The organism is Nocardioides mangrovi (assembly GCF_020073815.1).
GTDB classification, from domain to species: domain Bacteria; phylum Actinomycetota; class Actinomycetes; order Propionibacteriales; family Nocardioidaceae; genus Nocardioides; species Nocardioides mangrovi.
The window spans coordinates 391,366-404,755 of sequence record NZ_JAIQZJ010000001.1 but is presented as its reverse complement, the minus strand read 5'-3'; the positions used below and the strand labels follow the sequence as shown (position 1 = coordinate 404,755).

The 13,390-nt window shown below is 71.2% G+C and carries 13 protein-coding genes; 6 read left to right on the top strand and 7 right to left on the bottom strand.

Annotation, left to right across the window (positions count from 1 at the left end):
• Positions 1-6: 6 nt before the first annotated feature.
• Positions 7-1,035, top strand: a complete 1,029-nt coding sequence (gene galE, locus K8U61_RS01865; RefSeq protein WP_224121262.1) for a UDP-glucose 4-epimerase GalE — start codon at positions 7-9, stop codon at positions 1,033-1,035.
• A gap of 16 nt (positions 1,036-1,051) precedes the next feature.
• On the opposite strand, the gene K8U61_RS01860 is transcribed toward galE, so the two are convergent.
• Together K8U61_RS01860 and K8U61_RS01855 are read right to left on the bottom strand one after the other, a co-directional pair.
• On the bottom strand, positions 1,052-2,056 hold the full coding sequence (locus tag K8U61_RS01860) for a GDSL-type esterase/lipase family protein (RefSeq protein WP_224121261.1): 1,005 nt from the start codon (positions 2,054-2,056) through the stop codon (positions 1,052-1,054).
• On the bottom strand, positions 2,053-2,997 hold the full coding sequence (locus tag K8U61_RS01855; protein WP_224121260.1) for a GlxA family transcriptional regulator: 945 nt from the start codon (positions 2,995-2,997) through the stop codon (positions 2,053-2,055). Before K8U61_RS01855 ends, K8U61_RS01860 begins: the two co-directional genes overlap by 4 nt.
• Positions 2,998-3,092: 95 nt before the next feature.
• Here K8U61_RS01855 and K8U61_RS01850 point away from each other — a divergent pair, with 95 nt between their 5' ends.
• Positions 3,093-3,239: a hypothetical protein gene (locus K8U61_RS01850; protein WP_224121259.1), complete on the top strand. Its 147-nt coding sequence runs from the start codon at positions 3,093-3,095 to the stop codon at positions 3,237-3,239.
• Here K8U61_RS01850 and K8U61_RS01845 read toward each other — a convergent pair.
• From K8U61_RS01845 to K8U61_RS01825, 5 genes are all read right to left on the bottom strand, one after another.
• A complete protein-coding gene (locus K8U61_RS01845; RefSeq protein WP_224121258.1) occupies positions 3,179-3,787 on the bottom strand; it encodes a VanZ family protein in 609 nt (202 codons plus the stop codon). The two genes, K8U61_RS01850 and K8U61_RS01845, sit on opposite strands and share 61 nt — an antisense overlap.
• 157 nt (positions 3,788-3,944) lie before the next feature.
• A complete protein-coding gene (gene rpsA, locus K8U61_RS01840; RefSeq protein ID WP_224121257.1) occupies positions 3,945-5,417 on the bottom strand; it encodes a 30S ribosomal protein S1 in 1,473 nt (490 codons plus the stop codon).
• Between the two features lie 225 nt (positions 5,418-5,642).
• Positions 5,643-5,954 carry a DUF3349 domain-containing protein gene (locus K8U61_RS01835; RefSeq protein ID WP_224121256.1) on the bottom strand — a complete coding sequence of 104 codons (312 nt, stop codon included), beginning with the start codon at positions 5,952-5,954 and terminating at the stop codon, positions 5,643-5,645.
• A 4-nt stretch (positions 5,955-5,958) separates the two neighbouring features.
• Positions 5,959-6,261: a hypothetical protein gene (locus tag K8U61_RS01830; RefSeq protein ID WP_224121255.1), complete on the bottom strand. Its 303-nt coding sequence runs from the start codon at positions 6,259-6,261 to the stop codon at positions 5,959-5,961.
• Positions 6,258-7,481 (bottom strand): inorganic phosphate transporter, encoded by a 1,224-nt coding sequence (locus K8U61_RS01825; RefSeq protein WP_224121254.1) that lies wholly within the window; start codon positions 7,479-7,481, stop codon positions 6,258-6,260. Before K8U61_RS01825 ends, K8U61_RS01830 begins: the two co-directional genes overlap by 4 nt.
• A gap of 99 nt (positions 7,482-7,580) precedes the next feature.
• Here K8U61_RS01825 and K8U61_RS01820 point away from each other — a divergent pair, with 99 nt between their 5' ends.
• The 4 genes from K8U61_RS01820 to K8U61_RS01805 are packed head-to-tail and all read left to right on the top strand — an operon-like array spanning position 7,581 to position 13,384.
• Positions 7,581-8,420, top strand: coding sequence for a class I SAM-dependent methyltransferase (locus K8U61_RS01820; RefSeq protein WP_224121253.1), 840 nt, complete (start codon positions 7,581-7,583; stop codon positions 8,418-8,420).
• The gene (locus K8U61_RS01815) at positions 8,407-10,260 is read left to right on the top strand and encodes a hypothetical protein (protein ID WP_224121252.1); all 1,854 of its coding nucleotides are present in this window, start codon (positions 8,407-8,409) and stop codon (positions 10,258-10,260) included. Before K8U61_RS01820 ends, K8U61_RS01815 begins: the two co-directional genes overlap by 14 nt.
• On the top strand, positions 10,257-12,185 hold the full coding sequence (locus K8U61_RS01810) for a hypothetical protein (RefSeq protein ID WP_224121251.1): 1,929 nt from the start codon (positions 10,257-10,259) through the stop codon (positions 12,183-12,185). The genes K8U61_RS01815 and K8U61_RS01810 overlap by 4 nt, the downstream gene beginning before the upstream one ends.
• Positions 12,185-13,384: an acyltransferase family protein gene (locus K8U61_RS01805; protein ID WP_224121250.1), complete on the top strand. Its 1,200-nt coding sequence runs from the start codon at positions 12,185-12,187 to the stop codon at positions 13,382-13,384. Before K8U61_RS01810 ends, K8U61_RS01805 begins: the two co-directional genes overlap by 1 nt.
• Positions 13,385-13,390: the final 6 nt, after the last annotated feature.

The window sequence follows — 13,390 nt, the reverse complement described above, 5'->3', positions numbered from 1 at the left end:
CGACCGATGAAGGTCCTGATCACCGGCGGCGCCGGCTTCATCGGGAGCACCATCGCGTCCGCTGCTGAGGACCGCGGCCACCAGCCGATCGTGCTGGACAGCTTCGTCACCGGCCGACGCGAGTTCGTCCGAGGTCGCACCGCATATGAGGGCTCCGTCTCCGACGCCGACCTGGTACGACGGATCTTCGCCCACCACCCTGACATCCACGCCGTCGTCCACTGCGCGGCGCTCGTCGTTGTTCCCGACTCGGTGTGCGAGCCGATGCGCTACTACGAGGCGAACGTCGTGGAGACCCTGCGCCTCCTCGACACCCTCGTCGAAGTCGGGTGCCGCCGGCTCCTCTTCAGCAGCTCGGCCGCCATCTACGAGCCCGGCGGCGACTTCAGCGTCGACGAGGACTCGGCGATCTCCCCCCAGAGTCCCTACGCGCGGACCAAGGCGGTGGTCGAGGGGATGCTGCGCGACGTCGCGGCTGCGACGCCGCTCCAAGTGATCTCCCTGCGCTACTTCAACCCCATCGGCGCCGATCCGCGGCTCCGCACCGGAGTGCAGGTGCCGGAGCCGACGCACGCCCTGGGGCGTCTCATCCAGCTCTCCCGGCAGGGCAGGCCCTTCTCGATCACCGGCACCGACTACCCGACCCGGGACGGCACGGGGATCCGGGACTACGTGCACGTGTGGGACCTGGCGAGAGCGCACCTCGACGCCATCACCCGCTTCGACGCCGCCCTCGCGGGCGAACGCTGCGCAGCCATCAACCTGGGCACCGGGCGGGGCACGACCGTCAGGGAGCTGGTCGCGGCCGTCGAGACGGTTGTCGGGCAACCCGTCGAGGTCGCGATCGCTCCTCGTCGTCCCGGCGATGTGGCGGGCGCGTTCAGCCGCAGCGACCGGGCGCAGCACCTGCTCGGCTGGGTCCCGCGACACAGCCTCGAGCAGGGGATCGTCGACACGCTCGCCTGGCTCGCCCGGCGACCCCAGGTGCTCCGCGACCTGTCGGATCGGCGGACGGCAGAGGTCGGACCGCCGTAGCCCCTGCCACCGCCGGCTAGCTCGGCGTCACCTGCACCACGTTCGAGTAGTCCGCGGACACCTGGCTGCCCTTGCCGGACTGGATGCGGTAGTCGAAGGTGTGGCCGGGCGGCAGCCCCTGGTCGGTGAAGGTCGTGCCGGCCACGCCGTACGGCCGGCGCTGCCAGTCCTCGCCGGTCGTGACGTCGCGGACCCACACGATCGTGGTGGTCGCGCCGGGCGGCAGCGTCCAGGTCAGGACGGCTGCCCCCGGCGCGGGTGCGCCGGTCAGCTCGCCCGACTCCAGCGGCACCGGCTCCACGGCCGGCAGCGGCCGCGGGTAGTCGTCGCCGATGCCGAGCCCCGCCAGGGCATCGGCGACCGAGGCGGCGATCTTCACCTCCCCCTGGGCCGAGGGGTGGGCCGGGTCCCAGGTGTCGACGTCCTCGACGTAGTCCGCGGGCGCCTGCGCGACGACGACCCGGGAGTCGTCGGTGCTGCCCCGCTCGGCGAGGGCGGCCAGCCCGTCGTCGTACGCCGGGACGCCGGCGATCCACGACTGCGAGAGCTGGCCGAGCACGACGTCGACGCCGGGGTCGGCCGCCTGGGCGTCGGACACGAAGTCCCCGGCCTCGTCGAGGACCTGGTCGGGGGCGATCCCGGTGATGAGGTCGTTGACGCCGAGCAGCTCGACGACCACGTCGGGGTGGTAGGCCTCGACGAGGTCGCCGATCGGCCAGTCGGGGTCGGCGAAGCGCTTGCCCCAGCGGGCCGCGTGGTCGCGGTCGAAGTCGGGGTCGGTGTAGTCCTCGTTGGTCTCCCCCGGCGGCGGCCCGGCCAGCTTGTCCGTGGGCCCGACGAAGTCGACGTCCACCTCGTCGTCCTCGAGGTGCTGCCAGAGGCGGTAGCGCCACGTCCAGTCGCCCGCCGAGCCCTGGGTGACCGAGTCACCGACGATCAGCACCCGCACGGGCCGGTCGTCGTCCCCGCACGCGGTCAGCAGTGCGACGACGAGGAGCAGCCCGGCGAGGCGGGCGATCACCCCGCGAACCGGCGGCGGTACTGCTGCGGGCTCAGCCCCCGGACCTTGGCGAAGTGGTGGCGCAGGGTCGCGGCGTTGCCGAAGCCGACCTCGTCGGCGATCCAGTCGACGGAGTGGTCGGTGCGCTCCAGCAGCTCCTCGGCCGCCTGGACGCGCTGCCGGGTGACCCAGGAGTGCGGCGTGGTGCCGGTCTCGGCGCGGAAGCGGCGGGCGAAGGTGCGCGCCGACATGTGGTTGCGCCGGGCCAGCGTCTCGACCGACAGGTCGTCGGCGAGGTTGGCCACGATCCACTCGAGCAGCGGCCCGAGGGTCTCGGCGTCGCAGTCGGGCACCGAGCGGGCGATGAACTGCGCCTGTCCCCCGTCGCGGTGCGGCGGTACGACGATCCGGCGGGCGGTCGTCGCGGCGACCTTGGCGCCGAAGTGGTCGCGCACGAGGTGGAGCGAGGCGTCGATACCGGCGGCCGCGCCGGCGCCGGTGAGGATGTTCCCGTCGTGGCAGTAGAGGACGTCGGGGCAGACCCGCGCCTCCGGGTAGAGGTCGGCGAGACGGTCGGTGTAGCGCCAGTGCGTCGTGCACTCGCGGCCGTCGAGCAGCCCGGCGGCGCCGATCTCGAAGACGCCCGAGCAGTGCGCATAGATCGTCGCCCCGCGGGCGTCCGCCGCGCGCAACGCCTCGAGCACCTCCGGGTCGTGCTCGAGGAAGTCCCACTTCGGGCTCAGGCAGACCAGGTCGGCGTCCTCGGTCGCCTCCAGGCCTCGCTCGACGACCAGGTTGTAGTCGGAGCGGCCCTGCACGACGCCCGGCCTCGGCGTGCACACGCGGAAGTCGAAGACGGGGTTGTCGTCCTCGGGGTGGTAGGGCTCGCCCCACACCTCGACGAGGGAACCCAGCCCGAACGGCTCGGCCCCGTCCTGCACGATCACGGCCACCTTCTTCACGGCATCTGATCCTGCCGCAGAAGTGGCAGTAAATCAACGAACCCTGACTTTTCTGCCACTCGTGGCGGGATCTTCAGAAGCGCATGATTACTGCCATGACCTTCCTGATCCTGCTCCTCGTGGTCGCCGCCGCTCTCGCCGCCGCGACCGTCCACCTGATCCGTCACGACGGTCTCGGCCCTCAGCGCCGCCCCGCCTCCCACTTCGAGGACACCCGCTTCCTCTCCCCGCTCGCTCGCTGAGCGGTGGCCGGCCACGTCGCTCTCAGCGCGAGGCCGGCCACCCACGGCACCATCACCAGCAGTGAGAAGACCGCGTAGCCCAGCACCGCGCCCAGGGTGTTGCCGATCAGGTCATCGACATCGGCCACCCGCCCCGGACTGATCGTCAGGTCGCCGGCGAGCTGGACGAGCTCGATGCCGAGGCTGACCACGAGGCCGCAGACGGCGACCGCCCGCGCGGACCGGACCCCGGCGACCAGCGGCAGCAGCAGCCCGAACGGCACGAACAGCGCGACGTTCAGGACGATCCCGATCGGGTCCGCGACCGCGTCGACGAACGGCGTGAGGTGCAGCCACACCCGCCACGGCAACGGATCGTCGGTGTCGATCGGAAAGGGCAGCAGCACGTGGCCCAGCACACCCGCGACGTACCCGCTCGCCGCGACGCCGACCGCGGCCCGCAGCGGCGTCAGGCGTCCCTGCCGATGCAGCCACCACCACCCGGCCGCGATGGCCACCGCCGTCGCGGGGACGAGCACGGGCAGGGTGGGGATCTCGCCGGACGACACGGTCCGACCGTAGGCGCCGCCGCTGCCCCACCACCTCCGTCGCAGGTGCCGGGGGCTCGGCCGCAGGTACCGCAAGGCCGCACACGCAGAAGGCCCGCCCCGGCGAACCGGGGCGGGCCTTCTGCGTTGTTCAGGTGATCAGCCGATCACCGTGCGGTCACTGACCGCCGGTGAGCTTCTCGCGGAGCGCCTGCAGCGCCTCGTCGGAAGCGAGCGAGCCGCCCTGGTCGCCCTCGTCCTCGCCGGCACCGCCGGAGGAGTACGAGGTGGCCTCGCCGGCCTCGACCTCGGCCTGCTTGGCCTCGGCCTGCTGCTTGACGTGGGCCTCCCAGCGGGCGTGCGCCTTGGCGTACTGGTCCTCCCAGGTCGCGCGCTGCTCGTCGTAGCCCTCGAGCCACTCGCCGGTCTCCGGGTCGAAGCCCTCGGGGTAGACGTAGTTGCCCTGCTCGTCGTACGTCGCCGCCATGCCGTAGAGCGTGGGGTCGAAGTCCTCGACGTCCGCGGCGGCCGCGGTCTCGTTGGCCTGCTTGAGCGACAGCGAGATCCGGCGACGCTCGAGGTCGATGTCGATGATCTTGACCATGGTGTCGTCGTTGACCTGGACGACCTGCTCGGGGATCTCGACGTGACGCTCGGCGAGCTCCGAGATGTGCACCAGGCCCTCGATGCCCTCCTCGACGCGGACGAACGCACCGAACGGCACCAGCTTGGTGACCTTGCCCGGGACGATCTGACCGATCTGGTGGGTGCGGGCGAAGTGCTGCCACGGGTCCTCCTGGGTCGCCTTCAGCGACAGGGAGACACGCTCGCGGTCCATGTCCACGTCGAGCACCTCGACGGTGACCTCGTCGCCGACGGCGACGACCTCGGACGGGTGGTCGATGTGCTTCCAGGACAGCTCCGAGACGTGGACGAGACCGTCGACGCCGCCGAGGTCCACGAACGCACCGAAGTTGACGATCGAGGACACGACACCCTTGCGGATCTGGCCCTTCTGGAGCTGGGTGAGGAAGCCGTGGCGGACCTCGGACTGGGTCTGCTCGAGCCACGCACGACGCGAGAGCACGACGTTGTTGCGGTTCTTGTCGAGCTCGATGATCTTCGCCTCGAGCGTCTGGCCGACGTACGGCTGCAGGTCGCGGACGCGGCGCATCTCGACGAGGGAGGCCGGCAGGAAGCCGCGCAGGCCGATGTCGAGGATCAGGCCGCCCTTGACGACCTCGATGACGGTGCCCTCGACGACGCCGTCCTCCTCCTTGACCTGCTCGATCGTGCCCCAGGCGCGCTCGTACTGGGCGCGCTTCTTGGACAGGATCAGGCGACCCTCCTTGTCCTCCTTCTGGAGGACCAGGGCCTCGACCTTGTCGCCGACCTGGACGACCTCGTTGGGGTCCACGTCGTGCTTGATCGACAGCTCGCGCGAGGGGATGACGCCCTCGGTCTTGTAGCCGATGTCGAGCAGGACCTCGTCGCGGTCCACCTTGACGATGGTGCCGTCGACGATGTCACCGTCGTTGAAGTACTTGATGGTCTCGTCGATCGCGGCGAGGAAGTCCGCCTCAGAACCGATGTCGTTGACCGCAACCTGCGGCGCGTCGTAATCGGGAAGCGTGGAGATGGTGCTCGTCATAAGGAAGAGGTGTCCTTGGATGGATGGATGTCGTGCGGGCACGTCGAAGAGTCTGGTTTCACCACTCGAGAAGAGATAGCGAGCGAGGTTCCACTCCGTCTGGGAGCCAGGCAGACCTCCGGCGCAACTTAAAGACTACGCGGGGCGCACGACTCCCGTCCAACCGGCGGGAGGCGAGGTCGGACGGGGCGGCCCGGGCCAGGGTACGGCGCGGGCCGCGCGGACTCATCCCTGCTCGGGCCACCCGTGGTGCTCGGTGAGGTGCGCCTCGACGCGGGCGACGTCCTCGGGGCTGGGCAGGGCGTCGGTGATGGTCGTGATCTGCACCCCGATGTCGGCCGGCTGGGCGCCGTCGAGGGAGGCGATCTCCTGCGCGACGGCCCGGACCTCGTCCTCGCTGAGCCGCCGCCGCAGCAGCGCCAGGAGCGGGATGTAGTCCTTGGGCGGAACGCCGGAGGGGTAGCCCTCGCGCAGCCAGTCGAGGACGCCGCGCAGGCGGCCGGTGCCGGTGCTCTGGTCGGTCTCGTCGGTGCTCATGGGGTCACTCCTTGGCGACGATGGTCGGGTAGCCGTGCTCGAAGGAGACCGCCTTGCCGAAGCCGGCGGCGGCGATGATCGTGATGCCGAGCACGACCCCGGCGAGCACGACCAGGACGCAGAGCGCCCCGACGACGTAGCCCACCGGGTTGGCACGGGCGTGCGAGACCTCGGCGTCGCCGCCGGCGCCCCAGGCGAAGGCCCGGATCCCGAAGGCGTAGACCACCGGCAGGCCGGCGCCGAAGACCAGGCTGGCCAGCAGCACCTGCCAGGCACCGTCGAGCGCGAAGCCCAGGTTGTCGCTCATGCCGCCACCTCCTTCTCGCGGCGACGGCCCGCTGTCGGCGTGCCGTCCCAGTCGTCGTTGACGTTGGCGGCCGAGACCGGCTGGAGCTGCGACCGCAGGTAGATGAAGGTCGACGCGGCCAGCAGCAGGCCGAAGACCACCAGTGGGCCGGCGTAACCCCCGAGCAGGTCGCCGATCCACCAGGTGACCGCGCCGACCACGCCGGCGGCCGGCAGCGTGATGACCCACGCCACCACCATCCGCCCGGCGATCCCCCAGCGCACCTCGGCGCCGGGCTTGCCCACGCCGGTGCCGACGATCGAGCCGGTGGCCACGTGGGTCGTCGAGAGCGCGAAGCCGAGGTGGCTCGAGGCGAGGATCACCGCGGCCGAGGAGCTCTCGGCCGCCATGCCCTGCGGCGAGCGGATCTCGACGAGGCCCTTGCCGAGGGTGCGGATCACCCGCCAGCCGCCGACGTACGTGCCGGAGGCGATGGCGAAGGCGCAGCAGAGCTTCACCCAGAAGGGCACCGCGCCGGTGTCGGTCCAGTGGCCCGAGGCCAGCAGCGCGAGGGTGATGACGCCCATCGTCTTCTGGGCGTCGTTGGTGCCGTGAGCCAGCGAGACCAGCGAGGCGCTGCCGATCTGGCCCCACCGGAAGCCGGTCTCGGTGAACCGCTCGGCGATCCCGGCCGTCACCCGGAAGATCAGCCACGTCCCGACCGCGGCCACCAGGCCGGCGATCACCGGTGAGGCGATCGCGGGGAGGATCACCTTCCCGACCACGCCGTCCAGCTTGCTGCCGTCGCCGTTCCAGTTCACCCCGCTCCAGCCGAGCGCGGCGACCGCGCTGCCGATCAGCCCGCCGAAGAGGGCGTGCGAGGAGGACGACGGGAGCCCGAGGAGCCAGGTCGCGAGGTTCCAGAGGATGCCGCCGACGAGGCCGGCCAGGATGATCAGGAGCAGCGGATACCCGCCGTCGTTGATCAGGGACTCCTTCGGGCCGCCTTCACTGTCCTGGATCTTGATGACCGCGTTGGTGACCGTCAGGGCCACCTCCACGGACAGGAAGGCACCGACGAGGTTGAGCACGGCGGACAGGGCGACCGCGATCTTGGGTCGGAGGGCACCGGTGGCGATGGAGGTGGCCATCGCGTTGCCGGTGTCGTGGAAGCCGTTGGTGAAGTCGAAGGCAAGCGCCGTGACGATCACCAGCACGAGGATGAGGGTTGCGGCTGTCACGACCCCAACGTGCGCCGCGACGGTCCTCGGCACACCCCCTGGACGCAGAGTTCGCCCGCTGTTCACCTCCCCCGAGGCGGCCGGGCTACGCTCCCGGGCGTGGAGAACCATCCCCCCGTGCGGGTCGAGCGGCGCCCGGTCTCGGAGGAGGAGTCCCGCCGGGCCAACGGCCCCGACTGGGACCGGTACGCCGACGAGTACCAGTCCACCCACGGCGAGTTCCTCGGCGACGCCGGCTTCGTGTGGGGCCCCGAGGGCCTGACCGAGGCCGAGCTCGGCATCCTCGGCGACCTCGCCGGCAAGGACGTGCTCGAGGTCGGGTCGGGCGCCGGCCAGTGCTCGCGGTGGGTGCGCACCCAGGGCGGCCGCTCGTTCGGCCTCGACCTCTCCCACCGCCAGCTCCAGCACTCGCGGCGGATCGACGAGCAGTCCGGCATCCCGGTCCCGTCGGTGCTCGGCACCGCCACCGCGCTCCCCTTCGCCGACGACAGCTTCGACGTCGTCTTCTCCTCCTTCGGTGCACTGCAGTTCGTCAGCGACATCGCCGACGCCGTCGCCGAGACCGCGCGGGTGCTGCGCCCCGGCGGCCGCTACGCCTTCTCGATCACCCACCCGACCCGGTGGATGTTCCCCGACGACCCGTCCGAGGAGGGGCTGGTCGCGAGCCAGTCCTACTGGGACCGCACGCCGTACGTCGAGATCGACGACGCCACCGGCGTCGTGGCGTACGTCGAGCACCACCGCACGCTCGGCGACTGGGTGGCTCTGCTGGCGACCCACGGCTTCGTCATCACCGACCTGGCCGAGCCCGAGTGGCCGGCGGGCCACGAGCGGGTCTGGGGCGGCTGGTCAGGTGTTCGGGGACGCCTCACGCCGGGCACGGCGATCTTCGGTGCTCGACTGGGGCCTGTGACACACTCCCGCCGTGCGCCGACCTGACCGACTGCTGCTCGCCGGCGCCCTGATGATCCTCGCGCAGCTGCTCTTCCGTGGCTGGGCGCTCTGGGGATCGTGGTTCTACTTCGACGACCTCGCCTTCATGTCGCGGGCGCTGAACCAGCCGTTCGGGGCCGACTACCTCTTCGAGTCCTACGGCGGCCACCTGATGCCCGCGGGCTTCGCGATCGCCTGGGTGCTCACGAAGTGGGCGGTCTTCGACTGGGCGCCGTGGGCCGCGGTGATCCTCGCGCTCCAACTGATCGCCAGCATCGGCGTCTTCCGGCTGCTCCTGTCGATGTTCGGCCGCCGCCCGGTCGTCCTGGTGCTGCTGGCCGGCTACCTCGCGTGGGTCTTCACGCTGCCGGCCGGCGTGTGGTTCGCCGCCGGCATCAACCAGATCCCGCTCCAGATCGCGCTCGCCTTCGGCCTCACCGCCCACCTCGCCTACCTGCGCACCCACCGGGTCCGGCACCTCGTCGTCGCGCTCCTCTGGGTCGCGGCGGGGCTGCTCTTCTACGAGAAGACGATCCTGGTCCTCGGCATCTACGGGCTCGTGGCGCTCTGCTGGTTCAGCACCGGCAAGACGCCGCAGCGGCTGCGCGGGCTGTGGGACTCCTACCGGGTCGGCGTGATCGTGTACGTCGTGCTGGGCGCGGCCTACCTCGCGATCTACGCCCACTGGGGCCTCAACTTCTCCCCCGGCGAGACCGCCGACGTCTCCTGGGGCCCGATCGCCTGGAACCTGGTCGGGATCGCGATGAGCTCGGCCCTGGTCGGCGGCCCGATCGAGTGGCAGTCGCTGAACCCCGGAGGTCTGGCCGACCCCGCCGACGCCGTCCTCGTCATCTCCTGGGCCGCGGTCGCCGGCATCGTCTACTACGGCTGGCGCAGCCGGATGATCAGCAAGCGCGCCTGGTCGCTGCTGGCCTTCACCACCATCGGCAACGTCGCGCTGCTCGCCTCCGCGCGGGCGGGCGTGGTCGGGCCCGAGATCGCCCGGGAGTACCGCTACCAGAGCGAGGCGGCGCTGGTCGCCGTGCTCTCGATCGGGCTGGCCTTCCTGCCCCTGATCGGCGCCCGCGAGCCCAACACGGTGCGCGAGGACGCCCCGGCCGGCTACGAGGGCCGGCGCACCGTCGCGGCGGTCGGGGTGGTGGTCGCGGCCCTCAGCATCTTCTCGAGCGTGCGGTACGTCGCCCTGTGGCAGGACGACAACCCGAGCCGCGACTACCTCGACACCGTCGAGTCGAGCCTCGACGAGGCCTCCGCCGACGGCCCGGTCCCGCTGGTCAACGACGGCGTACCGCAGGCGATCCTGTGGTCCTTCCGCTACCCCGAGAACACCTACCAGCACCTCTTCAAGCCGTGGTCGGACAAGATGGTGTTCCCGACGTCGGCGATCGACGACATCTACGTCTTCGACGACGACGGGAAGCTGACCCGGGCCCGGCTCGTGCCCGCGCGGCAGATGGTCGAGCCCAAGGACGCCGACGCCTCCACCAAGGACTGCCCCTACCCGCTCGACCGGTCGCCGGTGACCGTGCCGCTCGACGGCCCCGTGATCGGCACCGGCTGGTGGGTCACCGTCGACTACGACGCCGACGTGGTCACCCCGGTCCGGGTCGTCGCGGGCGACGAGGCCTACGACCTCGACCTGCCCGCCGGCGAGCACACCCTGTGGGTGCAGGCGTCGGGAACCTTCCGCTCGGTCGTCTTCAAGTCCTTCCCCGACGACAGCGGCACCTGCGTCACCGACCTCGAGCTCGGCACCCCCTCGCCGCTCCCCGACCTCGGCAAGGACGGCGACTCGAGCGACGGGGACGACGAGACCGCCTCATGACGGCCGCCTCCACCGAGCCCACCACCGAGCCCACCGCGGAGCGGCGCCGGCCCCGCGAGACCTGGGTGCTGGCCGCGGCGCTCGCGCTGATCGTGGTCCACCTGGCCTACCGCGCCTGGGCGACGTACGGCGGCTGGCTGCACATCGACGACTTCAACTTCATCTCGCGGATGTTCCACGACGGCCTGGCGCCGTCGGTCGCGGCGCGCAGCTACTACGGCCACGTGATGCCGGCCGCGATGTACCTCTCCTGGCTCAACCAGTCGGTCTCGCCCTGGAACTTCCTGCTCCCGGCGACCGAGATGGTCGTGCTCCAGGCCCTGTGCGACCTGGGCATGCTCTACCTGCTGCGCACGCTCTTCGGGCTGCGACCGGGCATCCTGCCCCCGCTGGCCCTCTTCCTGGCGTCGGTCATCTCGCTCGAGGCGTCGATCTGGTGGGCGGCCGCGGTCAACCTGCTCCCCCTGCAGATCGCGCTCTTCTTCGGGCTCGCCGCGCACGTGGTCTACCTCCGCACCGGCCAGCTGCGGCACGCGGTCGCCGCGAACCTCTGGATCGCCGTCGGCATCGCCTTCAACGAGAAGACCGCGCTCGTCTACGGCGTCCTCGGCATCGTCACGCTCTGCTACTTCGCCACCGGCCGCTCCCCCGTCGCGCGGGTGCGCTCGGCGATCCGGGGGCGGCTGTCCGCACTGGCCATCTACATCGCCACGGGCGCGGCGTACGTCGCGGTCTACCTGCTCGTCGGCCGGGACTTCCGGGCCTCGGCACCGGTCAGCTACCCCGTCCTCGGCACGCTCGACAAGATGGTGCGCGAGGCCTACGTGCCCGCGCTGCTGGGCGGTCCGGTGCGGTGGTGGCGGGTGCCCGAGCAGCCCTTCTCCTTCGCCCAGCCCGGTGACGCGGTCGCCTACCTCGCGCTCGCGCTGGTGCTCGTCCTGCTGTGGGAGATCCGCAAGCACCGGCGCCGGTCGCTGCGCGGGCTGTGGGTGCCGGGCTACTTCCTGCTCATCGACGTGGCCCTGGTGCTGCTCACCCGGGCGAGCGTCTCGGGTCCGCTGGTCGGCCTCGACTACCGCTTCCAGGGCGAGCTCGCGGCGGCGACCGCGATCGGCCTGGCCTGCATGACGATGCCGATCATCGGCGCGACCGAGTCCTCGGAGCGGCGCAGCGAGAGCGAGTTCCTCGACCACCCGCGACGGGTCGCGGTCGCGACCGCGGGCGTGGTGGCGCTGAGCGCGGTCTCGACGTGGACCTACATGTCCTACTGGCACGACGACACCCGCGGCGAGCAGTGGTTCGACGCCCTGGTGCCGCAGCTGCGGTCCTCGACGACGCCGATCCCGGTGGTCGACGCGATCGTCCCCTACTTCGTCACCAACGGCGTCCGCTACCCGGAGAACCTGCAGAGCAGGGTGCTCTCGGGCGAGACGACGCTCGCCTACACCCGGGTCGCCACCGACCGCCTCGACATGATCGACGACGAGGGGCAGATCGTGCCCGTGGCCATCCCGCCGACGCGTGAGGCGCGGAAGGGTCCGGACGGCAAGTGCGGCTGGAAGGTCCAGGAGGGGTCGGTCACGATCCCGCTCAACGGCCCGGTCGCGTACGGCGGCTGGTGGGTCCGGATCGGCTACCTGGGCAGCGCCGACAGCCCGGTGCGGGTGGTCGCCGGCAACGTCACGCGGGACACCACCGTGAAGGCCGGCGTCCACGCGCTCTACTTCGAGGGCGGGCCGCAGTTCCGGTCGATCACCATCGGCGGACTCGGCTCCGGGGTGACACTGTGCACCAACGACATCACCGTGGGGCGCGCCGTACCGAGCACGGAGCTGGAGAAGCTGATCCAGCAGGACCTCCGCAACGAGGCCCTCAACCCGCGGACCGACCAGGACGACGACGAGAACGACGAGCAGGGCGACTGATGGACCGGCACGCTGACTTCCAGGACCGCACCTTCCCGACGCTGAACGCGGTGCGGGCGATCGGGGCGATCATGGTCGTGCTGACCCACTCGGCGTTCAACACGGGCCAGATCAACCAGGGCTGGACGGGTGCGGCGCTGGCCCGGCTCGACTTCGGCGTCACGCTCTTCTTCGTGCTCTCCGGCTTCCTGCTGAGCCGGCCGTGGTTCCTCACCGCCGCGCTGGGCCGACCGGCGCCGTCGAGCCGCCACTACCTCTGGAAGCGCGCCCTGCGCATCCTGCCGCTCTACTGGGTCGTGGTCGTGGTCGCGCTGGCCTTCGACCCCGCCAACGACCAGATGGACTGGCGGGACTGGCTGGCCAACCTGACCTTCACCCAGCTCTACCGCGCCGACCTGCTGCCGAGCTCCCTCACCCAGATGTGGAGCCTGTGCACGGAGGTCGCGTTCTACGTCGTGCTGCCGCTGCTGTGCTGGCTGCTGACCAAGCAGTGGCGCGGCGAGCGCGGCCACCGGCTCCACCTGCCGACGGTGCTGACCTGGAGCGTGGTGCTCTTCGTGCTCGGCGTCGCCTGGCAGGCCTGGGTCGCGCAGATCCCCGGCAACGAGGGCCACTACGCCCAGTGGCTGCCCGGCTACCTGCCGTGGTTCCTGGTCGGCGTGTGGTTCGCGGCCGTGTCCGCGAGCCTGGCCGTCGACCCGCGCGACCACGTGCTCGAGCGGCTCGGCCACGACCTGGTCGGCTGCTGGATCCTCGCCACCGCCGTCTTCGCGATCGCCTGCTCCCCGCTCGCCGGTCCGCGCACGCTGCTCACCCCGGGCGGCTGGGAGGCCGGCCCGAAGGTGGTGCTCTACGCCATCGCCGGCGCCCTCTACGTCCTGCCGCTCGTCTTCGGGCCGGTGCGCGAGGGCTGGGTCCGCACCCAGCTCAGCGGGCCGGTGCTCTTCTGGCTCGGCGAGATCTCGTACGGCGTCTTCGCGATCCACATGCTGGTGCTCAACGCCGTCTTCTCGGTCCTCGACATCGGCATCTTCACGGGCCGGTTCCTCACCGTCGCCGGCACGACGCTCGGCGTCACGATCGTGATCGCGACCGCGTCGTACTACCTCTACGAGCGGCCGATCATGCGCTGGAAGAACCTGCGCTTCTTCGCCCGCATGGACGCCGAGTCCCGCCCCGAGCGCGCCACGGTGCACTGAGGCGAG